The sequence below is a fragment of the Daejeonella sp. genome, assembly GCF_037719425.1.
Classification (GTDB): Bacteria; Bacteroidota; Bacteroidia; order Sphingobacteriales; family Sphingobacteriaceae; genus Daejeonella.
In genome coordinates, this window is the sequence record NZ_JBBJNI010000010.1 from 22,348 (window position 1) to 47,042 (window position 24,695).

General features: G+C 42.1%; 18 protein-coding genes and 1 pseudogene. 4 read left to right on the forward strand and 15 right to left on the reverse strand.

Features of this window, described 5'->3' with window-relative positions:
- Positions 1–13: 13 nt before the first annotated feature.
- Together WKF69_RS02535 and WKF69_RS02540 are read right to left on the reverse strand one after the other, a co-directional pair.
- Entirely contained in the window at positions 14–1,051 is a 1,038-nt protein-coding gene (locus WKF69_RS02535; protein WP_340379303.1) for a metallophosphoesterase, read from the reverse strand.
- Positions 1,052–1,194: 143 nt separating this feature from the next.
- The gene (locus WKF69_RS02540) at positions 1,195–2,568 is read right to left on the reverse strand and encodes a hypothetical protein (protein WP_340379305.1); all 1,374 of its coding nucleotides are present in this window, start codon (positions 2,566–2,568) and stop codon (positions 1,195–1,197) included.
- 376 nt (positions 2,569–2,944) lie between these two features.
- Here WKF69_RS02540 and WKF69_RS02545 point away from each other — a divergent pair, with 376 nt between their 5' ends.
- Both WKF69_RS02545 and uxuA read left to right on the forward strand, forming a co-directional pair.
- Positions 2,945–4,858 carry a hypothetical protein gene (locus tag WKF69_RS02545; RefSeq protein ID WP_340379306.1) on the forward strand — a complete coding sequence of 638 codons (1,914 nt, stop codon included), beginning with the start codon at positions 2,945–2,947 and terminating at the stop codon, positions 4,856–4,858.
- A 60-nt stretch (positions 4,859–4,918) separates the two neighbouring features.
- Positions 4,919–6,106, forward strand: a complete 1,188-nt coding sequence (gene uxuA, locus WKF69_RS02550; RefSeq protein ID WP_340379307.1) for a mannonate dehydratase — start codon at positions 4,919–4,921, stop codon at positions 6,104–6,106.
- 6 nt (positions 6,107–6,112) lie between these two features.
- Here uxuA and WKF69_RS02555 read toward each other — a convergent pair whose 3' ends face one another.
- From WKF69_RS02555 to WKF69_RS02585, 7 genes are all read right to left on the reverse strand, one after another.
- Positions 6,113–6,295 (reverse strand): hypothetical protein, encoded by a 183-nt coding sequence (locus WKF69_RS02555; RefSeq protein WP_340379308.1) that lies wholly within the window; start codon positions 6,293–6,295, stop codon positions 6,113–6,115.
- Entirely contained in the window at positions 6,282–6,428 is a 147-nt protein-coding gene (locus WKF69_RS02560) for a hypothetical protein (protein WP_340379309.1), read from the reverse strand. Before WKF69_RS02560 ends, WKF69_RS02555 begins: the two co-directional genes overlap by 14 nt.
- A gap of 59 nt (positions 6,429–6,487) precedes the next feature.
- Complete coding sequence (locus WKF69_RS02565) at positions 6,488–10,657, reverse strand: two-component regulator propeller domain-containing protein (protein ID WP_340379310.1); 4,170 nt, start codon at positions 10,655–10,657, stop codon at positions 6,488–6,490.
- Positions 10,658–10,803: 146 nt separating this feature from the next.
- A complete protein-coding gene (locus tag WKF69_RS02570) occupies positions 10,804–12,177 on the reverse strand; it encodes a putative oxidoreductase C-terminal domain-containing protein (protein ID WP_340379311.1) in 1,374 nt (457 codons plus the stop codon).
- A 1-nt stretch (position 12,178) separates the two neighbouring features.
- On the reverse strand, positions 12,179–13,612 hold the full coding sequence (locus tag WKF69_RS02575; RefSeq protein ID WP_340379312.1) for a Gfo/Idh/MocA family oxidoreductase: 1,434 nt from the start codon (positions 13,610–13,612) through the stop codon (positions 12,179–12,181).
- Positions 13,613–13,643: 31 nt separating this feature from the next.
- Positions 13,644–14,507 (reverse strand): ThuA domain-containing protein, encoded by an 864-nt coding sequence (locus WKF69_RS02580; RefSeq protein WP_340379313.1) that lies wholly within the window; start codon positions 14,505–14,507, stop codon positions 13,644–13,646.
- Positions 14,507–15,685 (reverse strand): PmoA family protein, encoded by a 1,179-nt coding sequence (locus WKF69_RS02585; protein WP_340379314.1) that lies wholly within the window; start codon positions 15,683–15,685, stop codon positions 14,507–14,509. Before WKF69_RS02585 ends, WKF69_RS02580 begins: the two co-directional genes overlap by 1 nt.
- A 387-nt stretch (positions 15,686–16,072) precedes the next feature.
- On the opposite strand from WKF69_RS02585, the gene WKF69_RS02590 reads away from it, so the two are divergent.
- Positions 16,073–17,125: a LacI family DNA-binding transcriptional regulator gene (locus tag WKF69_RS02590; RefSeq protein WP_340379315.1), complete on the forward strand. Its 1,053-nt coding sequence runs from the start codon at positions 16,073–16,075 to the stop codon at positions 17,123–17,125.
- 9 nt (positions 17,126–17,134) lie between these two features.
- On the opposite strand, the gene WKF69_RS02595 is transcribed toward WKF69_RS02590, so the two are convergent.
- The 3 genes from WKF69_RS02595 to WKF69_RS02605 form a co-directional block, all read right to left on the reverse strand.
- Positions 17,135–18,316: a Gfo/Idh/MocA family oxidoreductase gene (locus WKF69_RS02595; protein WP_340379316.1), complete on the reverse strand. Its 1,182-nt coding sequence runs from the start codon at positions 18,314–18,316 to the stop codon at positions 17,135–17,137.
- A gap of 75 nt (positions 18,317–18,391) precedes the next feature.
- Positions 18,392–20,692 carry a c-type cytochrome gene (locus WKF69_RS02600; protein WP_340379317.1) on the reverse strand — a complete coding sequence of 767 codons (2,301 nt, stop codon included), beginning with the start codon at positions 20,690–20,692 and terminating at the stop codon, positions 18,392–18,394.
- A gap of 14 nt (positions 20,693–20,706) precedes the next feature.
- Positions 20,707–21,483, reverse strand: a complete 777-nt coding sequence (locus tag WKF69_RS02605; RefSeq protein ID WP_340379318.1) for a class I SAM-dependent methyltransferase — start codon at positions 21,481–21,483, stop codon at positions 20,707–20,709.
- Between the two features lie 142 nt (positions 21,484–21,625).
- Between WKF69_RS02605 and WKF69_RS02610 the strand changes: the two genes are divergently transcribed.
- Positions 21,626–22,309, forward strand: coding sequence for an FkbM family methyltransferase (locus WKF69_RS02610; RefSeq protein WP_340379319.1), 684 nt, complete (start codon positions 21,626–21,628; stop codon positions 22,307–22,309).
- A gap of 4 nt (positions 22,310–22,313) precedes the next feature.
- Here WKF69_RS02610 and WKF69_RS02615 read toward each other — a convergent pair whose 3' ends face one another.
- From WKF69_RS02615 to WKF69_RS02625, 3 genes and pseudogenes are all read right to left on the reverse strand, one after another.
- Positions 22,314–22,976 carry a hypothetical protein gene (locus tag WKF69_RS02615; protein WP_340379320.1) on the reverse strand — a complete coding sequence of 221 codons (663 nt, stop codon included), beginning with the start codon at positions 22,974–22,976 and terminating at the stop codon, positions 22,314–22,316.
- A 39-nt stretch (positions 22,977–23,015) separates the two neighbouring features.
- Positions 23,016–24,350 carry a flippase gene (locus tag WKF69_RS02620; protein WP_340379321.1) on the reverse strand — a complete coding sequence of 445 codons (1,335 nt, stop codon included), beginning with the start codon at positions 24,348–24,350 and terminating at the stop codon, positions 23,016–23,018.
- Between the two features lie 100 nt (positions 24,351–24,450).
- Positions 24,451–24,695 (reverse strand): annotated as a pseudogene (locus WKF69_RS02625) (translational GTPase TypA); the annotation flags it as partial.

The window sequence follows — 24,695 nt, forward strand, 5'->3', positions numbered from 1 at the left end:
AATGAGGGGGGATTTAGCGGAAGCTTACTCCTTCAAAGGTGAACTGTTGGTCGTCTTCTACCTTATACTGTTTAAGATATGGCGAGTAGCTTTTTACATCAATCGTTTTGCCTTTGGGATCAAGACTAACGATCCTCAGGAAACCATTTCCACCCTTAACGGCACCAATAACTCCTTGCTGATAATTGGCGAGCAACTGGTAGACCTTATTCCCGTGTACACCTGTGCTCACGAGTTTTCCGGTACCATCGTTAAGCACATGGCCGCTGAAGACAAACATTACGTTCCTATACTTGCCCGCCAGCTTGTCCCAGATCTGCTCACCGTCGTTAGGGGTATTATCTCCGGTATCTTTCCAGATCCCATAGGCAACAGGCGTCCATTTATCAGGAGGTGCCATGCGTGAATCATCAGAATACATGTAGGCGTGCGTATTAATGATGATTTTATGCCGGGGATGATCTTCAATGATCCGTCCGGCCCAGCTTAATACGCTATTACGGGGAGCAAATTCCAGCGACAGGATCAGCCAGGACAGCCCGCCTGCCTTAAACGTATGCCAGCTATTATCCATTTCACCTGTTTTGAATACACCGCCGAAGCCCTCCATCGCGCTATACTTCGCAAACGGAAAATATTTGTTGAATAAATCTGTATTGCGCACGTCTGAATTCTTTCCGATATCATGATTTCCCGGCGCAACGGTGTAAGGTACTTTACCATCGAGCATGCTCATGGAAGTAACAGCCACGGCCCATTGCGAATCCACGTTGTTGTCGGTTATATCACCCTGCTGAAGTACAAAGTCAATACTGTCGGCCTGGGATGCGATCCACTTGGTTTGAGACTCGAATATTTCCGGGTATAAGCGCGTATATGTCTGAGTATCCGGGAGAAGAACCAGTCTGAAGGGTTTCGGGCTGCAAGCGGAAAAAAGGAAAGCACCAGCTAACAAAAAATATAAAAAGACAGTTCTAATGCAATTAGGATGCTTATCAGCCCCTGGTTTTACCTGCGCGGAGATATCCCTCCCATCTATTTTTAACGTCATGTTTGGTTGTTTCGCCGCGCTGCGCTCGCAATGACAGCAGTTTGTTGTTGATTGTTGGAACTAAATGCTGTAAGTAGTAAAGCTACCTGTTCTTATGCGCGTCACGCTCACTCACAACTCTCCACTTTCAACTCTCAACTTAATTAATACGCTCCAAGATTAGGCTTCTTATTTGGGACAGCATAACCGTCAAGATTATATTCATATCCCAAACTGACACCTCTGTTCGTCGCCGGACTGCTTTCTTTCAGCCTGAAATTGCGGTTAGCGGGGTCAACAAAAAGAGGATCTGCTATAATCTCGCCTTTTCCTTTTGCTAAACCAAGCGGATCATTATTTTCCGGCGAATAAAAGAGATTGTGGTCATGATTTTGCTCACCTACGCGCGTACGTACATGGCCAGTTGGCTTGATGTATGGCCCGAAAACCTGGATGTCTTTCGGGAAAACAAAAATATTATTGCGCACATTAAATACAACCTGGTCGCGGTCAAATGTCCAGAAAATATATCTGTCTACACTCGGCTCACGTGTGCGGATCACCGTATTATTATAAATATTAACCTTCATAGATCCACCACCAACAAATTGGTTCTTGTCATCGCTCAAATTGTAAGCGACTGTAATACTATCCACGTTTCGGGCTGCTATCTCTAAGAAACCGTGATTGTTAATAGAAATATTGTGATGGATATTGATATTATTTGCTTTGAAATCATTGTCTACCCCATCTAACTCAATTACACCGCCATCTGATCCATAAGGCCCGCCATAAGCTCCGTAATTTTCGATCCTGTTGTGGGATATTTCATTGTTCCCTCTAACCACCATAATTGCTATCGCACCCCAGGAATAAGCCATCATATTCGGAGCATCATGCAGATAGTTCCTGGTTATAAGACTATTGGTGCTTTTGATCTTTATTCCAACCGGGGTCTGGAAGAACTCGCAGTTCTTAACCACGTTATTATGAGTTCCTGTGCTGAGATAAACAGCACCAAGCTTTTGTACATTTTTAGTAGTCTTATCCGACCCCGGCGGATTAGTGTTATTGTGAAAGTACAAGCCATCAATCGTTATATAGCTTCCCTCAATCCTTAAGATATTTCCGTTGAGCACTCCCCATTCGGGGTTTGTAAATGCAGGCGCAAGGCCAGCGCCATATTTTTGAAACAAAGGGGTAAGCTTGGTCCTGTCATTACTCAAGATCACATCGGGCCCTACAGCATAGCTGGAGAAAACAATTGGATTTGCTCCAGTCCCCGAACTTGTAAAGATAAACCCACCCTTATAAGATGATCCTTTCGCAAATAGAATACTATCTCCGGGCATGAATTTCCTATCCAGGTTTTTGAGAGTTTTCCATGGAGTTTCCTTTGTCCCGGATTGAGAATCAGCGCCCTCTCTACTATTTATATAGTAATTCTCCGCTTTAGAAATATTATTAACTGCAAAAAAGACGAGAATAACGAAACTCAGGAAAATGCGAAAGAAAGAGTATTTAAAATAATCTATCATGTTAAATTTTTAAGTTCCCCAGTCCCGGGAATATTAATTTGCGTTGATGTACTGTTGCTTTGCGGTGCATTTAAAGGTAATCATACCCTCAACTGTAAACAAAGCCAGATCGTGCAAATATGCAGGGGAATTGTATCAGGAACATTATACGTTTTACGTGATGCATTGTACGTTCTGGCAATCCAGTTTTCAAATTTGGACCAATAAATATAATTTAACCTTTAAACCCACGTAGAACGTATCACGTAGAACGTACTACTTTTTTACCCATTTGTCCGGTATTTATGAACCATTCACCACGCCGCAAATAAAGATTACTCTGTATCTTGCCTTTGTTAAATAACTGAACCAGCCTGGATGCAATGGCTTTTCCTTAATGAACGACAGCAGGAGAATATTTATTAAGAAAGCCGGTCTCGGTGCATTGGCCGCAGGATTTGTTTCGGGAATTCCCTGTGAGTTGCTTGCCTCAAGCCCAGTTGAACGAGCCGACCTGGTACTGTACAACAGGCTGCTCAAAGACTGGTGTGACGGGATGATCAGCGTTCAGAGTCAGGATAAAAATAGCCCTGAAACTTATGGCGGTTTTATGTGTCCTGCTTGTGGGTTTATTCATGGCAGGAGCCACGAGGCTGCCTTTCCGCTTTTGTATATGGCTAATCACACGGGAAATGACAAATACCGAAAGGCAGCTATTAACGTGTTCAACTGGGGAGAAAAGAATGTAAGCCAGCAAGACGGATCCTGGTTTAATGATGTTACGGCAAATACATGGAAAGGCATAACCATTTTCGGTGCTGCAGGATTGGGAGAGTCACTGAAATATTATTCTCACTTGCTGGATAATGATACACGGCAGCAATGGACTTTAAGGTTACGAAAAGCCTGCGATTTTATTTATGGATTTATAAAAGCTGATACCTCAAACGTCAACTACCCTTTATGTGCATCTTACCCCCTGGTTTTGGGCGGGAAGCTGCTTAAAGAACAAAGATTTATTGACAAAGGCCGGGAACTTGCAGCACTTGTGTACGATTACCTAAGCCCCGTATCGTCATTTATCTATGGAGAGCTAAAACCCAGGACAAGAAGCTCCCGTGGCTTTTGGCCGGTCGATCTCAGTTATAATGTTGAAGAAACACTCCCAACTCTTACGCTGTATGCCCTGGAAATACAGGATAAAAAAATGCTTGATACCGTAATGAATTCCTGGAAAACACATCTCGAATTCATGCTTTCTGACGGCGGGTGGGATGATTCGTTCGGAACCAGAAATCATAAATGGACGTATTGGGGAAGCCGCAACAGTGACGGCTGCCAGGCTGGCCTTACTTTATTGGGCAAATATGATCCCGTTTTTTCCGAAGCTGCCTATCGAAACGCCCAAATGCTCGATAAATGCACTAATAACGGATTTTTATATGGAGGCCCAGGCTACGTTTCGCATGGGGTAAAGCCCTGTGTCCACCATAATTTTGCACATGCAAAATCGCTGGCAACACTGCTTAGCGAAAAAGTAATTGCGAATAAGCCTTTTGTCCGCTCTGCTCTGCCGCGTGAAAACGGAGCAGCGTTGAAAGAATTTAAAGATATAGGAACGTATTTAGTTTCTGTGGGTAAGTGGAGAGCGACCGTAACCAGCAACGATACAGAGTACCTGGTAAGTCCGCATGCAAGTGGTGGAAGCATATCCTTGCTTTACCATGAAAATATGGGCCTTATTTTAACTGACAGCCTCTTTCCAGAGTTAAAACACCGGGAACGGTCAAATATGCAGGGCAATGAGGATAAGCTGCAGCTTTTACTCACCCCGCGACTGGAAATGGTGATTAATGGCATTCCCTACAGAAGCAGCCGTGATGTTAATGCATTAATTACTTCAGAACCCATAAAAAAAGGAGTTCATCTAAAGATCAATGGTAAACTGGTGTCGCATGACCTGAAAGACACGCCGGCCGGTGCCGCTGAGTTTGAGATGGATTATCTTTTCACTGACGCCGGTGTGGAGATCCGAAGCATCGCCAAAAACATTCCTGGAAATGGAGAGCTATCATTTTATTTACCTCTGGTTTCTCCTGCCGATGAAGTAGTTAGTGTAATTTCTCCACAAAGAATGTTATTGAAAAAGGCGAATGGGAAACTAAAAATTACCACCTCAGGCACATTGAATATTCTCAGTTCAGATAAGAACAGAGTTTTTTCACAATCGCCTGGAGTGGAGGCTATACCTCTAACGATAGACTGGGATATAAAAAGATCACCGGAACTGATGATAAGCATCACTTCATAAAATGGATAAAAGAAGGGAATCTTAAGAGGCATTAATAATTTCATAAATAGACATAAATAAATGCAAAACCTAGAACATACATTCCGGTGGTTTGGGCCGGATGACGAAGTGACATTGGCGGATATCAGACAAACTGGTGCAACAGGAATAGTTACCGCATTACATTATATCCCTTGCGGGGATGAGTGGACCGTTTCCGAGATAGCGAAACGAAAGACGATCATTGAAGAAGCGGGTTTGGAATGGTCTGTTGTGGAAAGTGTAAATATCCACGAAAGCATTAAGACAGGTGAACCAGAACGGGACAAGTACATTGAAAAATACGTGAAGTCATTAAAGAATCTGGGTGAGCAAGGTTTGAAAACGGTTTGCTACAATTTCATGCCGGTGCTGGACTGGACGCGTACCCATCTTGATTTCAGGCTGCCGAATAATGCGAGTGCACTAAGATACGAAGCTTCTGCCCTGGCTGCATTTGAGCTGTACATCCTCGAAAGAGAAGATGTCTTTAATGAATATACGCCTGAACAGCAAAAAGCCGCCAAGGCTTATCTTGATCGCCTTTCGGCTGATGAGATAAAGCTTGTCACCAATGTTATTATGGCCGGACTTCCAGGCACAGATGAGGTATTTACAGTAGAGGAGTTCCGCGAACATTTGAGAAGATATGCAGATGTCAATGCATCAAAGCTTAAAGAGAACCTTGCCTATTTCCTTCGGGGGATTATTCCGGCAGCGGAAGAGGCTGGTATAAAAATGTGTATCCATCCAGATGATCCTCCCTTCCCGATCCTGGGCTTGCCCCGGGTAGTTTCAAATGAAGCCGATCTTAAAGATGTTGTTGGTTTTGCGCCTTCAGCAAGTAATGGTATCACGCTTTGTACCGGCTCCTTAGGAGCAAGGGCTGATAATGACATACCGGGAATTGTGGAGAGGCTGGGTGAACATATCCACTTTGTCCACCTTCGGAATGTGAAACGAGAAGCTGATGGCAGTTTCTATGAGGCTGAGCACCTGGCGGGCAGTACAGATATGTATGCAGTGATGAAGAACATCATACTGGAGCAGCAAAAGAGGATTAAGTCAGGGAGAGGAGATATTGCTATTCCCATGCGTCCCGATCATGGACATATGATCCTGGATGATTTTAAAAGAAATACCTATCCGGGCTATTCTATTATTGGAAGGTTAAAAGGATTAGCAGAACTCAGGGGATTGGAACTGGGTATCAGAAGATCAATTTTGTAGATAGAATCAGGAAAGAGTTTTCAACAGCTCTTTTGCAGCAACTGCCTTGGCATTCCCGTTTTTATCCGCTACGATTAACTCTTCATTTTTAGCTGCACTGGTTTCCACTAATTGCCGCAAAGCCTTTCTGACACCTTTTAATACTTTTTCTGCCAGCTCGTTGAGATCTGTTTTCTTATTTTTTATCACGACCGCCTTGCTTTAAAATTATATCCCAAATATCAGCTTTTACAATCAGCTTTTCGATATTCTTCTCACCTTGTGCAACAATCTCTGGGTACAAGGCGACATTATCAACTCGCGGTCGTTTTACCCGCGCCATTGCATCCTGCTATAATATAAAGGTTAGGCATATTCCCGTTTTCAATTTCCCACTTTCAATTAATTCTTTTCCGAAGTAAAACTCGCATACTCCTTAGGGGTATGCCCGAACTGATCTTTAAAGCATCGCCGGAAGTAATCGATATCTATAAATCCAACCATATAAGCTACTTCGCTTACATGAAGCTTATTTTGTTCAAGAAGCTGGGCTGCCCTCTTCAACCTCACGCTGCGAATAAACTCTACAGCAGTTTGGTTAGTTAACGCCTTGATCTTACGATACAGGGTTACCCTACTCATGCCCACTTCCTTTCCAAGCTCTTCAACGCTCAGGGTCGATTCGGCGATGTTTTTCTCGATGAAACTCATTACTTTGGCGAGGAACTTTTCATCAGGAGATGTTATTGCCACATTGGTCGGCTGAAGGGTGATATCTTTACGATAGCGCTCGCGCAGCAGCTGCCGTGACTCCAACAGGTTCCATATCCGCGCCTCGAGGATGTTCAGATTAAATGGCTTGGTGATATAATCATCCGCACCTGTTTCAAGCCCCTCTATCCTGAAGATTAAAGGCGTCCGTGCTGTCAAAAGTATCACCGGTATATGACTGGTCCTTGCATCTGACTTTAATTTACTGCACAGGGAAGTACCGCTCATTTCCGGCATCATCACATCACTCACAATAATGTCTGGGATAGTTTCCAGTGCTTTCTCCCAGCCCAATAATCCATTTTTGGCTATGTGGATCTCGAAGTCCTGTTCAAAATGCGACGCTACAAATTCACGCACTTCAGTGTTATCTTCCACTACCAGCATGATAAGTTTTTCTTTGTCAGCGGCACTTAGCACGTGTTGTTTTTTCTCCTCCGACCTTACCCGGGTTGAATGCGGGATATCCGATTCATTGTACCCCGTAATATTTTCACTATCCTTATAATTCTGAATTATCTCTTCATCTGTTAAATGATTTCTTCCAAGAGGGAATTTCAGAGTAAAACACGTATGGCCATGATCATTATTTCCTGCAGGAACACTTTCGACACTTATATCGCCATGATGGAGCTCCATAAGACCTTTTGAGAAAGATAATCCTATTCCGGTACCGCTATAGTTCGTTCCGCTTTCGTCAAAGTGATTAAACTGGTCGAATATTTTGGGTAAGTGTAGCGGGGATATACCCGGCCCGTTGTCTTCAACATCAATAACAACCTTACGGTTGGATTCATCGGTTCCTTCAGTCCTGACACGTATTATAACCCTACCTTCCTCGGGAGTAAATTTCAACGCGTTAGACAAAATGTTATATATTATCTTTTCGAACTTATCGCGGTCAAACCAAGCGCGTATACTGCTAGACTCAACACTGATCTTCAGACTTATCTTACGATGCTGGGCATATGATTCGAAAGCCATTGCCACCTCTTTAACAAAGCGTACAATATTTCCCTCAGCTGCCTGAAGCTTCATGCTTCCGGATTCAAATTTCCTGAAATCGAGCAGCTGATTGATAAGGCGCTTAAGTCTTTCGCCATTTCGCTGCATCAGCATCAGCTGATTCTGGATCTTATTATTTCCTTCATTCATACCCAACAGCTTATCAATAGGAGCCAGGATGAGAGTAAGGGGCGTCTTTATTTCATGAGAAATATTAGTAAAGAAGCTCATCTTCCTTTGCGTAAGCTCCAGGTCTTTCTCGCGGGTAAGGTGTTCAAGCTCAAGCTCGCTTTTCAGACTGGCAGTTTTAACAGAGTAATAGTAGAAAAGATAAAGCAGGAAACAGATTGACAGAGTGTACAAAGTATAGGCCCACCAGGTCTTCCACATTGGGGGCAGTACTTTGATCTTAATGGTTGTTTCCTTTTCACTCCAGATACCATCATTATTTGCCGCCTTCACAGTGAATACGTAATTACCCGCTGCAAGATTCGTGTAGGTAGCACTTCTCTGGTTACCCACATAATGCCATTCGTCGTCGCTTCTGAGTCCGGACAATTTATAGGCGTATTGATTTTTCTCGGAACTGATAAAGTTCAGCGCAGCGAATTTAAGCGTGATAAAAGCCTCATCGTAGCTTAAAGTAATATTGTTTGTCTGCTCGATTGGTTGAGTCAGCGGACTCTTCGGGCTTTTGAACGAAACACTGGCATTACGAACCATCATATCTGTAATAACTACTTTAGGCTTGAAGTTATTAATGGCTATACTCTCGGGTTTAAAATAACTCACCCCGTCTATGCCACCGAAAAACAATTGATCATCAGAGGTCTTCAACGATGCGGCGGAAAACTGATTACTCTGAAGGCCATCCGAAATGGTGAAGTTCTCTATTTTAATATCCTTTCTGGTGAAGGGTAGTGTATTATTGAGGATCGTGATCTTTGAGAGGCCCTTATTAGTACTAACCCATATTTTACCATATTTATCTTCCAGAATCCCATGAATAACATCATTGGAAAGACCCATTCGGCTATCAATCGTTGAAAATTGAGTTCCTTTATATAACATGTTTACTCCACCACCCTTGGTTCCAACCCACAGCCGCTTTTTACTATCGATCAACAGCGACAAAATGGAATTGCTGCTTAAACTAACCGAATTATTATCGTTTTCCTTGAAAGCCGTGAACACGCCTTTATTTTTATCAAAACGGTTAAGGCCATTCTCCGTACCGATCCAAAGAACCTGATCATTTTCGGGGATAATCGCCCGGACATTATTAGAACTTATACTGTTCTTATTTGCGGGAAGATGGGTATAACTTTTATGGTCACCTTTGTCAGAAATAAAAGTTAAGCCTGCGCCATCAGTACCTGCCCAAACGCCATTTTTATCAGCCATTAATGAATAAACGAGATTAGTATTGTTGGATAATACATTCTCAGGCAAGTCGAAATTCTTGAAAGTATTGGTTTTAACGGAGAAGTAACTTAAGCCATCAAAAGATCCTACCCATAGGTTATTGTTTTTGTCGACGGCCAAAGCCTTTACAATATTTTTTGGATTCCTTGCTGAGGCTGACCCGTTCAGGTAGGACTTAAACACACCCGTTTTCTTGTTATAGTAGTTTAAGCCGCCACCTTCTGTTCCCATCCACAGATCAGTGGGAGAAGTTTGAGTTATTGAACTGACCACCCGGTGGCTAAGTCCGTAATCGGAACCTAATTGTTCCCTGATAGTATGGAACTTTTCGCTTGTGTTCTCTACAATGTTGATCCCCCCAGAAAAGGTTCCTAACCAAACACTGCCGGCATTATCTTTCATAAAACAGCGCACTGAATTATGATTCAGAGATAAGGCATTATATTTATCGTAAATATGATTTGAAAAAGCTCCTGAGCCCACATTCAAAATACTTAAGCCATCGCGTGTACCAAGCCAGATCTCATTTTCGTTTTTAACAAAAACATCCCGGATGGTATTGCTTAATATATTGGAGTTAGAGGTGTTGTAGCTAACCGTTTTTCCTGTTGCAGGAGAATAAAAGAATAAGCCAGACGATTCGGTACTTATCCAAACATTATTTTTAGCATCTTTTTTTATGGATCTGATCGTGCTGCCGCCCCAACCTGCAGCACTCTCTATCTGCCCTATGGCGGGAAGGGTAGAATTATTCTTCGTATTAATTCTCGTTATCTCTGACCCGACCCCGGCCCAAACAATGTCATCGCTTCCTATGAAAACAGAATACGTCCTTCGCGTTTTACCAGAAATAACTTGAATATTATCTGAGAATGATGTCACCTTACCAGTGGCTGGATCATATTTTTTTAATCCGTAATGGGTGCCGAGCCAAATCATACCAAATCTGTCACCGGATACATAAGTTATGAAAGTATTTGTTCCGACAGGCTGTTTCAGATCGATATGTTTGAAGTTCTCCGTTTTTCGGTCAAAGAAATCAAGGCCGGTAGAAGTTGCTATCCAAAGATTCCCATCTTTATTCTCGTAGATATTATTTATCTGGTTGCTGCGGACACTATTCTTGTCGTAAGGCAGGTGCCGGTAAACTTTAAACTCATAGCCATCAAATCTATTCAGTCCGTCTTCAGTACCAATCCAAACAAAGCCAGTTTTGTCCTGAAAGATCGAATAAATGGTATTCTGAGAAAGGCCCTCATTAATTGTCAGCCTGCTGAAATTCATACTCTGACCAACAGCTTTCCACGCAATGCCCGCGGAAATCAAAACTATGACTGTAAGTGCCTTATATAAAAATCTTAAAGAAATCATTAAGTTCCTGTGGTTAGAAGCCGGAACCCTAAATATAGCGAAAATCGGTAATGAAACCCATTTAAAAGCCAATTAGTCACTTCAAATTTCTGTTACACAAAAAAGCACTCTCGTTAATCAGAGTGCTTTTCATTTTGGAGGATCAGCTACTTATTTTTCTTTGCCATCTCTAAGGCCTGAGTAGTAGTATAATACTTTGCTATCATGTTCGGCACCTCCCAGTCCGGAATATTTCCCTTCTTGAGATATTCAAGAAACTTCTCGGTTACCCTGGCAAAGTGTGCCTCGTGCCCTTCTTTATATTTGTCCGGGACGATGACCTCCCAACCTTTATCCAATTTCTTTAATTCGACACCCGGAAATTTCGTCTGTACATCTTTAATTTTTGCCGCCAGCTGATCGCTGTAATCATTTGTGGCGCCATCTACTGGCTCAATATACAATGCAGGCTTATATTGCTGTTCGGCTCCCTGGCGAATAATAAGATTGGCAAGAGTTCCTCTCATAATTGAATAATGGGTATCTGCTGTTCCTTCGGGAGCTTTATAAGCCCATTTAACAGACACTTTTGCATGCACACCGCGTATCTTGTAGTTAAACTCGCCATTAGAGTAAACTTTTAGGATACTATCCCGCTCAACGTACTTTTGCAGATAATCCGGAAACTGATCTACTTTAGTTATAGCTTTGAACTGACTAAGTGTTATATCCGTTGGATATCTTGATGAACTATTTAACTGGATGTCTTTTGTGTAATCAAGGGTCTGGTCCGGGAAGCATTCCCATTGGATCAGATCAACCAGGTGAGTCGTTACGTCTACAATTCCATCTCCTTCCTGCGCAACATCCATAAACCATGCTGGGCGGGTTAGTGGACTGCCAGAAACAAATTTGTAAAAATGATGGATACTTTCTTTTGTTACCGCCGGATTTTCAGGTGTGCCTTTTTCAAGTGTTCCAAACACTTCAGGAATTAAAGAGAACTCCTTTTGAAGCATGGTTGTAATTTCGAAGCGCTCCGTCATTATATCATACAGCAGCAGCTTCTTTTTTTCCGCCAACGAGAAAGCTTCCCTCAGTTCTTCAAAACTCTTAGCATCAATAGCCATCGGCTTATCCGCATAGACATTAAATCCTGCGTCAATCGATCTCTTAATATATTCAGTCTTCTTCAGGTTATTTCCTGCAAGCATAACCACATTTCCCTTCTTCTCGGATAACATTTTTTGGAAGAAGTCATCTCCTAAGTAAATCTCTTCTTTCCATTTGGTGGGGTCATCAGCACGCTTATTATACAAGTCAATTTTTTCCAGATGCAATTGGACATCGGTTCCCTCCGGGGCATAAACATATACTACGGAGTCTACATCAGCATACATTGATTTTTGAACCAGCGCAGAATGAAAGTGACCCGGATCAAGCGTGATCAGCTTTACTTTCTGATCTCTTGTGCTTAATTCAGATGTGCTTGTACAGCCCGCTGCTATCATTGACATCAATATAAATAAAGATCTTCTCATACTAGCTCTTCTTGTTTGAAATATAATTCGTGCCGTAAGGGAACCTTTGTGGCCTTGAAAGTAGTTTATTCGCTTCGACGTTGTTTTTGAAAACTTCCTTTTTTGGATCCCAATATAATTTACCCGGAACTTTCATTGCAGCATGAGCCAAAAGGCAGGTGCTGCATGAGCGGTGAGCTACTTCCGCCGGACTGATCGTCTGCTTTTTACTCTGAATACAATCAAGCCAGTTTCCGTGCTGCTCAGGACTTTCATATAAATGGATCTCTTTCGGGCCAATCACTGATGTCAGTATCTTTGGATCGCTCGCCTGGAAGGCCTTAGCTTGTCCGCCAGGTGAAGTAGGGTCAGATGAAGTAACCGCAACGCTTCCTCTGGAAACAAAGATCCATCCGTCTGTTCCCTCAAAGCGAATCCCGTTAGGATTTTTACTGCTCATTAACATTTTAACCCCGTTAGCATACTTGGCGCTAACTTCATAATTCCCATGGACGTTCCATAATCCTTTCTTTGCAAACTCAGCTGTAGCTTCGATTTCGATGGGGCCTGTCAGTTCAGTATTCATACCCCAATGAGCAATGTCAATGTGGTGAACACCCCAACCGGTGATCATACCCGCCCCGAATTGCTCCATTCTAAGCCATCCGCCCCTTGAATCCGGATCTGTCAGCGAGTGAACGCGATCTGTGGTATAATAGATCTCTGGCGTAGAACCCAGCCACATATCGTAATTAAATCCTTCAGGTACTGGCATTTCAGTTGCAATTCCTCCGGATGGATCTATAGGAAGGCCGATATGAACGGTGTGAAGCTTACCTATCCGGCCGTTTCTTACAAGCTCGCAAGCCTGTTTGAACTGCGGCCAGGGATTTACAGAACGTTGCTGGCTTCCCAGCTGAAATGTAACTCCGGATTTCCTAACCGCATCACTCATTTGACGGCCCTCTTCAATAGTAAGAGATGTTGGTTTCTGAAGATAAATATGCTTACCTGCCATAGCTGCTTCAATAGCCGGCTGTGCATGCCAATGATCAGGGGTACTGATCATCACCGCATCGATGTCTTTATTAGCAAGAAGTTCGTGATAATCATCATAGGTCTTAACGTCGATGTAGCCGGTTTTCTTCATCTTTTTGTCATACCAACCTTCGATCATTTGTTTGCCGCTCTTTAGCCTGCTCCGATCTACATCGGCTATTGCCATGATTTGAGCGACATCGTATTTGAAGGTTTCCGCCAGATCATGAGTTCTTGCGATACGGCCGCATCCGATCTGTCCGATATTTATCCGGTTACTTGGCGCATATTTACCAAAGACCGATGCCGGTACAATTGTTGGAAAACCAGTCATCGCAACGGTGGTTAGCACAGCGCCTTTGGCAGCTGTTTTCACGAAATCTCTACGTGTATATGAAGGCTTTTTATCAGTATTCATAATTTATGTTTTTAGTTAAAGGTATTGAACGTTAATATTGAACCGGGGTATCCCTGCTGCTCGCGTAGGCTTTAGAATAATCTAATTTCCTGGCCTCCGCAGCAACAAACTTTATTCCTTGCAGAAGATGCTGCATGTACAACGGCTGCTGGTAATATTCTTTGTTATGTCCTAAAGTTGTTATCCAGATATTTCCGCCATCAAATTTCTGGTACCACACTGCAGGGTACAGACCCTTAAATGGGGCAGAGAACTGAGCAATCTTATCCTGATCACGCTCATCAAGAGAGCTAAGATCATGGGCCATCGTAACTTTTATACCCGGATAAAGCTCTTTCGTGAAGTAGCATTCATCTCCAAGTTCTCTTTCCCATACCATTGGAAGGCCTTTAACAGTTGAGTGGGATGGATCAATAACCTTAACCTTAAACTTCTGGTTCTTTGCGTGCCATGAGAACGTGCCGCCGATCATTTGCTTAAACCAGGTCCAATTGCGTTCAGTACCTGTAACAGAGTGAACTCCCACAAAGCCACCACCCGCTTCAATATATCTGCGGAAAGCCAGGCGCTGAGCATCTGTATCGAATACATCATTATTAGTGCTGGTAAACAAAAGCATGGTGTATTGCTTAAGATTTTCGTCAGTGTATACAGATGGATCGTCGGTTACATCTACCTTAAACCCGTTTTCAAGTGCTAGCTTTTGAACGCCCTTTACCGCCTCAGCAATGTTGTCATGGATATAACCCTTTCCGTTCTTTGTATATACAAGGATTTTAACTTTCTTGAGATTTGGCTCTTTATCAGCTGCAAATACTGTCGCTGTAATAAAGAGAGATAATATCATAAGCAGGAGTGCGCTCTTACATTTGGTTTGAAAAAATAGTGCTGTCATTATTTTACTTTAAGATTGTTTTGTTTAATAGTTATAAGGGGATTGTAAGCAAATGCCTGCCATGCAGCCTCCGCTTTATCTTTCGAATACTTACCATTAAATACCAGCAGCCTGTATTTGAGTACGTAATCTTTTCCGGGAACTAAAGGCCAGTCTTTATCTTTTGTAGGTGAGAAGTTTGCAAATACATCGCCCCGCTTGTTTGATGTTTCCGGCCATATCCTTAATGGCTCAGGATGATTATAATTAGCCGGGTAAGACATCATTACTGCACCTCCATAATCACTATCAAGACTGCCCTGCACTATAACCCAGCGGGCTTTCGAGCCATCGGCATCCTTTCTGGCCTTGCCTCCAGATGTTAATGTTTCACTATTATCTTTATGCCATTTTTCGGTAGCCCGCCAACCCAGGCCGCCATAACGGTACTCCTCAAGCGTTACCGGGCTTTCGGAAGCACAATTTAGTTGTATAGTAATATCTGCAATATAATAATCGTTGTCTGCCGGCTGATAAACCCTGACCGTCTGCAGCTCATTGATCGCAACCTTCTCGGAACCGTTCTTTTTAAAGACTACGTGTTCATGAAGGGTTTGGTAATCGGCGTAAACCGGGCCTTTGTTAACGGAAACAAAGCCAGCGAAACGTACTGTACCGAGTTTTGACTTTAGGTTCCAGAAATCCACGGTGTCGCCTTCGAAATATACATGTGTCCATGGATTCCACAAGCCAAAATGGTGATAGTGGTCGGCTGCATTTATTCTGGTTAATTCCTGCCCGTGCGGCGTCCATAGAGGATGAATAAAGCCACTCCTTTTAAAAACTGTGTCAACACCTTTTGGCGGATAAACCACTTTATAATTATACCTGAGAAGATCTCGGTTACCCGAACTTAATGTAAGCTCACCATTAACCGCGGCTGCATTCATCCGCATAAGTGGTTTTGCTGGCGCTGCTTTTACAAGTTCGAATACCCGGTTTTGAGATTGAGTTCCGGATTGGTTCATCATCCAATAGATAGTACGGTTTCCCCGATCTTCTAGTTGGTAATCAACATTTACTCTTTTACCACCCGTAACTTCAAAAAGGCTGAGCACAGAATCTGGCAAAAAAGTTATTTCGTCAAGATTGAATTTAACAACGGCGGCCGCACCCGCAGATCCCTTAATGGACTCCACGTTTAAGGTCGCCAGTTTCTGGGCTTGCGAGACTGATATACAGCATAATAGTCCGGCGAGGATACAAGTCGATCTTTTAAATAATATCGAATACGCTGTCTTAAATTTACACATCTTACGCTACCACGAGTTTATAGTCGCAAAATAGCAGGTGTAGCCGCTTTTTATACAGGTCAAATACTTCACATTTACCGTACAAATGCACATAGAATGAAGTTATATATATTTTTCGTGATAATTACAATCGGTTGCACTATTTTTTTATTACTTAACCATTGCTAATAACTTTCGTTAACTTTCAACCACTTGTTTTTATAATAACTGCTGAAAACACGCAGGCGATTATATTTTTAATTATAAATTAGATTCATTAATAGCCGTTTAAACATGCAATCTGGTAAGGAAGTAACGATATACGATATAGCAGCTGAATTAAACATTTCTGCAGGAACAGTCAGCCGTGGTTTAAAAGATCATCCCGCTATCAGTAAGAAAACAAAAAAAAGAATAAACGAGACCGCCGAGGTGATGGGGTATCGCTCCAACAGATTTGCCAGTAATCTCAGAAGTAAACGCACTAATACAATAGGCGTCATCATTCCCAGGATGAATAGTAATTTCATGTCTTCTGTATTGGCAGGCATGGAAAAAGTGGCTAATGAAGCCAGCTATAATTTAATCATCAGCCAGTCTCTTGAATCAGCCCAGAAGGAAGTACTGAATGTTAAAACAATGTTTAACAATCGCGTTGATGGGCTGATGATCTCGTTGGCATATGACACTTCGGACGCATCGCATTTTGACCTACTTTTAAAAAAAGGTATTCCCTTATTATTTTTCGACCGCGTACCGGAACATCCTCTCTGTACAAACATTATCATTGATAATAAAAAAGCTGGTTATGAGGCTACAAAACATCTGATCGGGCAGGGTTGCAAAAACATCATACATATCACCGGCCCACTGGCAAGAAATGTTTACGCTGAGAGATTATCCGGATATCAATCAGCATTACGGGATTTTGGCTTGGAATTTAATGAGACAAATATTTTGATCACAAAACTTGATGAGCAGGCTGGTATTGATGTTGCAGCAAAGATCATGAATATGAGTTATAGACCCGATGGAGTATTTTCAGCAAATGATACCTGTGCAGTCAGTTGTATGTCGTTCTTAATTAATAATGGAATACGAATTCCTGAAGACATCGCGTTTATCGGATTTAACAATGATCCGATTTCCCGGGTGATCCAACCAAATCTATCAACGATCAATTATCCCGGCTTTGAGATGGGTGAAATTGCCGCCGGTAAGCTGATCAGCCATTTAAATAATTCCGCGAATATTAATGTGACTGATTCGATAACTATAAGGTCAGAGCTCATTGCCAGGCCTTCGTCACTCAGATTTAATGATTTTGACCTAAAAGTCATCCCTTAAACAGGCACATTATAAAATAGGAATCTCCACTTCAGCACCCTTTCTTTCTGCCGATATGTAACCTGAGTAAATGGTAGCAATCACATCCGCTGCAAGCTTACTATTGCTTTCTATGGGTTCGTTAAATGCAGCTGATCTGTAAAAAGCATCCATCTCCTGCTGATAACCGGAAAACCAGCCCTCGTCGGGGGAAATAGACGACCAGCCCTGCTTGGTTTCTGTTTTCTCCACTATATACACATCTTCGAAAACCTCTTGACGAGGAGTATAGGATTGCATAGAATTGTTTGGATTAATGTTGCAACGGGTCCTGTGATTGCTGGTGTTCACCTCTAACCAGTTATGAACTCCCCCTAATACTAATTCGCTTGCAATCAAATTGGCAAGGGTTCCATCTTCAAAAACAACATGCAGCATTGCAAAATCTTCTGTGTCTTTATATGTTGTGCGCAGATGACCCTCATCCTTAAATCCGGGCATGCGGGTTATCGCATGCGTTCTTGCTGAAATGGTCTTTGGTCTGATTGGTGTACCATTACGCACCCTTCCTTCAACATGTTTTAAATATATAGCCGCGGAGAGGGGATGACAGCCCTTGCCCATCATCGAACCACCACCTGAAAATTTCCAGTCGCCGTATGTCAGGGAATGAGAACCCGAGTGGGATTGCTCACCATGCATCCAAATGATCTGGGCCCGGGTCTTTTGCAGAAGCTCTTTTTGCTTTTGAATTGCCGGAGCATAGATCCAATTTTCAGCATACATGATACTTCCTTCACTTTTACTCTCGGCATCCATCATTTTGGTAATGCTTTCCATCGCTTTCGTCAGTCCAATCTCTTTTGAAAACAGATCGCCACAAAACCCGGGACTTCCATCTCCGAAATATCCGGTGAAAGGTTTCTCAACGATCACGTGCTTATCTTGTTTTAAAGCCGAAATAACAATTGGTTCATGTGTGATTGGTGGTGTACAAACGTGAATTATATCGGAACTCTGTATGAGCTCATCCAGATCATGAAATGGCTTCAGATTACGCGCGCTTGTGAACTCCGAGAGGCGTTCGGCGTTAGGTGAGTAGGCTCCTGCAATCTCTACCCGGGTGCTGTAAACCCGTTGAAGCGCATCAAAGTGAAATTTTGCTGCAAAACCGGATCCGACGATTCCTGCTCGTATAACTTTCTTTTCCATGTCTTAATGAGGTCTGATGTCGGAGATCCAAATGCCAAAACAGTTCGCACATTCGACCTCAGACTTCAAATACACCTATTTCATACCATTCAAATCGTCCATAGTAAACGGCTTCTGGCGCCCTTTAAACTTATTACGAATATCGGTTACGTCTTTTGGCGCGATACCATCTCCTTTATTGCTCCAGGAGTTCCTGATATAATTCAGTAATTGGGCAATGTCTCTATCAGAGAACTCATCATTAGAAGCAATTCCAGGCATCTCGCCATTTATTTCTGGCGACTTATAAAGCTTATTTCCAATTTGAATCGGTCCGGTCAGGCCGTACAAAACAATCGCACTGAGTTTATCTTTATCTCCGACCACCCATTCGGAGTTGTTAAGCGGTGGGGCAAGAGAAGTAACTCCATTACCGTCGGGCCCGTGACACGTCTGGCAAAATGATTTGAAAATCGACGCCCCTCGTGGATACTGCAAGGCAAGATCAGCTTTGTTGTTTTTAGCCTTCTCTGCGTCAGCGACCACCCTCTTTAGTCTTTTGTTTATTATCAGGCCTGTATCAGGATTTAACCCTGTAAATTCCTTATAGTATGCGGCTTCTTCATTCTTAAGATTGCTGATCACCGCATCAGCAACATATACGTCAATCCCAAAACTTCCAGCGAGATTTATAAGCAATGCTTTGTAAGTGGCATAATCAAAAGGTTTAATCGCCAAGGCTAGAAAGGCAACGTATGGGGCTGCAAGTCGGTCCTTTTGAACGATCATCTGATCAAACAGCTTTACGAAGTCTTTATAATTGTTCTTGCTTATAAGCGAACGCGAGGCACTAAACGCCTGCATTTGAAGGTTCCGGTCTGTGCTCGTGAGCAGAGGCCATATATCGTCTTTATTTAATATTCCCAGCCCTTCCATCGTCCACATCGCATGAGTCGCAGCAAGCGGCACCTCGAAATTTTTTAGAATCTTTCTCAGTTCTGGCGCTATAGTCTGATCGCCCCCATCAACCAGTAATTGCTGAGCCATACTGCGGACTGATCCATTCTGATGGCCTAATAACTTAACTAGTTTACGTTTATCGTCAGGGAACTTGATCGCTCTTGATTTTTTATTCCTTGGGATGACCTTATATATCCTTCCATACGAAAGAGGCTCAGTAAGGGAACGCTCTTTAATCTCATTCTTCAAATATGGAGTTATATATGTCTTATGCTGGATGATGCCGCGGTACATATCGATAATATATAAAGCGCCATCCGGCCCGTTATATAAATTAACCGGCCTGAAACGCTCATCTGTACTTCTTAAAAATTCATTGTTAGTATACGCCTGTCTGCCGGTAATCGAATAGCCTTCATTGGTTAAAATGTTTCTCTTTATCAGATTAGCTGATGGTTCTGCAACAAACGCATTTCCGTAGTACTGCTTACCAAACAGGTGACCGTTATAGATAACAGGCCCGCATGCAGCAGTAAAATCAACCAGTTTCAGACTATCATCAAGAATACCAGGCTGGTAACCGCGATTAACACCCGTGGTTGCCCTTGCAGGATACACCTTCGTGTTGCTAACTATCTTCCGGTTGTAACCCGACACTGTTTTTTGATTTTCATTCGAGGCACCAAAGCCCGGACTAAAAAGATCTCCGAGTAAATTTTCTGCATTAGTATTGTAAAATAACCTTCCCTGATCATCTTGGGTAATTCCCCATTGCCCGCGGAAATGAGTTCGTTCAATTATCCACTTTTCTCCTTGCTTACGATAGCGTCTATCAGATTTAGCATTATATATCCAGTTATCTAATGCACGGAAGAGGCCGTTTGGCTGATGTTCAACGTTTCCGCCCTCGGCATATGAAGAATCTACCAGGGTCTTTTTAACTGGCTTATCGTTACGTATCTCGTAGAACCATAAACGCGGCGATTCAGCCACCAGGATCCCATTTCCTATAAGGCATATCGCACGAGGAAGTATAAGAGAGTCCAGGAAAATTTTTCGATCGTCCATAACTCCATCGCCATTTTTGTCACTAAGGATCACTATCCTTCCCTTGGGCTGCTCTTCGCCGGTACCCACCGTGTCAGGCATATAACCCTCCATTTCTGTTACCCAAATACGGCCTGTCTTATCAAATATTGTCGCTACCGGTGTATTAACAAGCGGCTCTGTGGCAACTATCTTAATTATGAACCCTTCTTCAAGCTGCATTGTTTTCATTGATTCTTCAGCCGATAATGCCGGGGAAGAGGCAAACTGCTTGCGAATTAGCAATGAGTCCAGTGCAAAACCTCGTTCAATCTGCCGAAAAGCACCACTTCCAATCAAAACAATAATACCTATTACCAGGAAAGAAAGAAAATATGTTCTGCTTCTCATGAATTTGTTAGCGATCAGGTTAGAATTTCTGAATCTTTTGTTTTCTGCAACAGCACTGTATAGGCACTCGCAAATTTCTCGTGTCGTTGTTTGCCGCCAAGTTTAATCACGAACATCTTAACCCAGAATTCAATATCAATCTTTAACGAGCTTAGAAAGCTCCTACTTTTTTTCTGGTTAACAAAAGTATTGAATTTTGTTACCTCAGGTTCTATGACTGAGATCTTGCCGGTAACAATTTCAAGACCTTCGGTCTGCAGCAAAAATCGGAGAGAACTTGGAGTGTACATGTTAATATGGCCATAGGCCAGAAAATGCTTCATTCTCTTATCCACACCATACCTATAGTCTATTGGAACCTCGATCACCACATATTTCGATACTCTTCTAAGCTCGCGCAGCAACATCCTCTCAAATTCAACATGTTCCAGAACGTGTGATAGGATCACAAGATCAAACTCATTATCCCCAAAAGGGATATTATAGCCATCAAATATTTGCACAGACTTTAAGCTGCTGATCTTTCTGTTGTCTATTTGTTCAACCCCGCTCTGAGAAATCTCCAAAGCATGGATCTCGGGAGAGAATTGAAGTTCGTCGAGGAACTTCAGGATACTTCCGTCACCTGCCCCAACTTCAAGAACCTTTTTGAACGGTCGAGTTACGCAGACGTCTATAATATTTTGAGCCTTGTATTTTGCACTAAGCAATCGCCATTGCTCGTCCATCCCTACATAAAAATTATCATATGCGTTCTTTAATCCAGTATTAATTATTTCTTTTTTGTGCATTTAATTTGAGGTGGCTGGGAAATAAGGTATAGAATTTCTTGAAGTACAATAAAAGCAACAGGCCTGCAGTACCCGACATTCTATTAATAGTCTAATTTGCGGTGTTCGGGATGAAATTAGCTAGAATTTGTAATTTAGCAAAATGCCGGGCATTAAAACTTTCATCTTAAAACATCTACCCCTTCATCATTTTAAATCATACAGATCTTATTCACAGGATGGGGAAGACATGATATTAAAATCGTTTTATGAAACCAGGAAACACTATAAAGGATTTTATGTGGATGTTGGGGCTCATCACCCGGTAAGGTATTCCAACACTAATTTCTTTTATAATCGTGGCTGGAAAGGCATAAATATAGAACCGACGCCGACTGCTATAACTCCTTTTAAAATCTTAAGAAGCCGGGATATCAACCTGAATATCGGCGTTGCTTCTAACCCAGGTAATCTAACATTCTATTGTTTTAACGAGCCTGCTTTAAATACGTTTTCAGAAGAGGTTGCCCTGGCCGTAGACAAAAAGGATAATAAATACAAAATCACAAAACGTGTAAATATTGAAGTCCTTCCTTTACGGGATATACTAAACACCCATCTGCCGGTCGGTGTTAAAATTGACTTTTTAACTATCGATGTTGAAGGGTTGGATTTTGACGTGCTAAAATCAAATGACTGGGAAAAATTCTCACCTGAATACTTGCTGGTGGAAGGTCATATTGAATTTGAAGAGGTTTTTAACTATGATATATATCTATATTTAACAGAGAGGAATTACAAGCTTGTGGCTAAGACCCTAAGGACCTTAATATTTAAGCATAATTAGCAGACTAGTTCTTGATCCCCCCTATCCCGTTCACGGGTTGCCGCTCATAAGCAGGTTTTAATTTTACGGACCTTGAAAGGAAAAATGAAGTAGTCCAGGTATAGCCATTTATTGGACCAAATCCAGCCATGTCTACTTCAATCAGATCCGCATCGCGTAAAAGCTTGGCGCTTTTTTCATGCCAGTCTGAGTTATCCAGGATGATAATTCCATCGGTGTTTAGTTTTTTCAGTGCCTCAACAGTACACTCATACCTATGATTTCCATCGATGATAATGATATCAAAGCCGTCAGAAAACTGGTTGATTGAATCTACATAATCCGCTTTATCCGGGACTAATTTATATTCGACATTCCAAGGCAGATCCGGACTCATTTTGTTGTACCAATCCTGATTATCCTCAATAGAAACTGCCTTTTTGCAGCGCTTAGACCAGAATATAGTTGAATTGCCAGAACCGAACTCAAATACTGATTTGTCGGAGAAATCTAACTGCTTAATATATTCAATTGCAGGATAGGTATACCATGGAATAAATTCGTTATTCTTATCGATACAACCATTACTCATGGTTTTAAACTGACCAAATTCCGCAGAAAGTAACCAATAATTTTTGACAGTGTTAATTAGTGCCGCTGGATAAAATCTCCCTAAAAGCCTTTTCATTTTGTATTCCTTAACGATTAATTTTTTACTTCCCGTACCCTATTTCTTCTTTAAATTTCCTGTTAAAACTGAAAATATATTGATCAAAAACAAGGACTTCAATATCATTATTCCTTGAGATCTTGTTTTAGAAAAAATTAGAATAGAAAATGTCGCTATCAAATATGCTATAAGAGTTGCGATTGAAGCGCCCAGTCCGCCATGTAATGGTATTAACCAAATATTTAAAAGAATATTAACAATTGCGCCGATCGCAGTCCGGTAAAACGAAATCATCGTAAAACCCTCAGCCAACAGATACTGGCCGCTTGCACTTCCCAGAAACACAAATATTGCGGACCAGATATGAACTGAAAGCATAATGCCTGCCCCTTCAAATCTATCCCCGTAGATCAGGTGAATAAAAGTATCCGCTCCCAAACTTACTATGATTGCTACCGGCACGCTAATAATGACAAGAAGATCGTATAAATTCTGCAATCGTTTCTGATAACGCAGCGGGTCAGTTTTACGCGCATGAATGATAGCTGGGAAAACTGAGGTTACTATCGCCACCGGTATAAAATACCACGACTCGCTAATTTTGGCAGCTGAGCTGTAAATGCCCGCTTCCGTACTCCCGGCAAAATACTTAAGCATGAGGATATCGATATGCATATACAACGTAACCATAACAGCTGACAAAATCAGCGGCCACGATTTACTCAGAAGCGCTCTGCCACGTGAAGGATTGAATACCCAATTCCTGATATGAAGGTTTTCTCCATGGTAAATGATAACCAGGCCAACAGCAAGCATAAGTCCGTCGATTACTAATGCGAATGCAAAATAAACAAGAGGAAGCTTTAGTAACACGAAACTGATTTTAATCAGGGAGGATAAGATCAGGCAGACGTTCTGCACCTTCACCACAAACTTCGACCTGACCTGGGATTGAAAGTAAGAATCAATGATATTGAATGCTTTGAAAAATAAAGCAGACGCACAGAATGTGATAGCCAGGGTCAATTCGGTTCCCTGTTGCTCTGCAACACTTCTGAAGAAAATATAAATAAGTACTGATAAAGGTACCAGAACCAGGCTAACGCCAAGCCTCATCCAAAAGGAAGTTCCTAATATTTCGTCCCGCTTGTCTGGCTTGTCAAGGATCTCACGAATGACAAAGCTGTCAAGTCCGAGCGTCCCCACTGCCGCTATAATGGCGACAAATGCTGTAGCAAAACTAAGATCACCGAAATCGTGAGGACCTAAAAACTTAGCAATGAAAATTCCGACAATGAGGCTCAGTATTTTGCCGAACATCAACCATCCGGTATTCTTAAAATACTTTTGAAAAGCTTCAGGGTCAAACCCGGGAATGGAAGGAATCCTCATTAAGTGCAAACTTAGATAAAAATTTTTCTTTAAGATTTGTCTAAAAAAATAAGGACTCAGTTTTTTGCTGAGCCCTTAAACTTAATAATATCCAATAAAATTATTGATTCACAAACTTCTTAGCGTTGATCTTACGCTCATTTTCACTCAAATAGATCTTGCGTAAACGCATGCTCTTCGGTGTGATCTCGATATATTCATCAGCCTGGATATATTCCATAGCTTCTTCAAGTGAGAATTTAATTGCTGTTGCGATACGGGCGTTATCGTCGGTACCAGATGCACGCATATTGGTAAGCGCTTTCCCTTTAACTACGTTTACAACCAGATCGCTGTCACGGATGT

Excerpts from the sequence above, each read along its gene's own strand:
- uxuA (WP_340379307.1), top strand. The coding sequence starts at position 4,919 with ATGCAAAACCTAGAACATACATTCCGGTGGTTTGGGCCGGATGACGAA.
- WKF69_RS02605 (WP_340379318.1), bottom strand. The coding sequence starts at position 21,483 with ATGCACAAAAAAGAAATAATTAATACTGGATTAAAGAACGCATATGAT.
- WKF69_RS02570 (WP_340379311.1), bottom strand. The coding sequence starts at position 12,177 with ATGAGAAGATCTTTATTTATATTGATGTCAATGATAGCAGCGGGCTGT.
- WKF69_RS02615 (WP_340379320.1), bottom strand. The coding sequence starts at position 22,976 with ATGAAAAGGCTTTTAGGGAGATTTTATCCAGCGGCACTAATTAACACT.
- WKF69_RS02600 (WP_340379317.1), bottom strand. The coding sequence starts at position 20,692 with ATGAGAAGCAGAACATATTTTCTTTCTTTCCTGGTAATAGGTATTATT.
- WKF69_RS02590 (WP_340379315.1), top strand. The coding sequence starts at position 16,073 with ATGCAATCTGGTAAGGAAGTAACGATATACGATATAGCAGCTGAATTA.
- WKF69_RS02620 (WP_340379321.1), bottom strand. The coding sequence starts at position 24,350 with ATGAGGATTCCTTCCATTCCCGGGTTTGACCCTGAAGCTTTTCAAAAG.
- WKF69_RS02575 (WP_340379312.1), bottom strand. The coding sequence starts at position 13,612 with ATGAATACTGATAAAAAGCCTTCATATACACGTAGAGATTTCGTGAAA.
- WKF69_RS02560 (WP_340379309.1), bottom strand. The coding sequence starts at position 6,428 with ATGGCGCGGGTAAAACGACCGCGAGTTGATAATGTCGCCTTGTACCCA.
- WKF69_RS02565 (WP_340379310.1), bottom strand. The coding sequence starts at position 10,657 with ATGATTTCTTTAAGATTTTTATATAAGGCACTTACAGTCATAGTTTTG.
- WKF69_RS02545 (WP_340379306.1), top strand. The coding sequence starts at position 2,945 with ATGAACGACAGCAGGAGAATATTTATTAAGAAAGCCGGTCTCGGTGCA.
- WKF69_RS02535 (WP_340379303.1), bottom strand. The coding sequence starts at position 1,051 with ATGACGTTAAAAATAGATGGGAGGGATATCTCCGCGCAGGTAAAACCA.
- WKF69_RS02540 (WP_340379305.1), bottom strand. The coding sequence starts at position 2,568 with ATGATAGATTATTTTAAATACTCTTTCTTTCGCATTTTCCTGAGTTTC.
- WKF69_RS02595 (WP_340379316.1), bottom strand. The coding sequence starts at position 18,316 with ATGGAAAAGAAAGTTATACGAGCAGGAATCGTCGGATCCGGTTTTGCA.
- WKF69_RS02610 (WP_340379319.1), top strand. The coding sequence starts at position 21,626 with ATGCCGGGCATTAAAACTTTCATCTTAAAACATCTACCCCTTCATCAT.
- WKF69_RS02580 (WP_340379313.1), bottom strand. The coding sequence starts at position 14,507 with ATGACAGCACTATTTTTTCAAACCAAATGTAAGAGCGCACTCCTGCTT.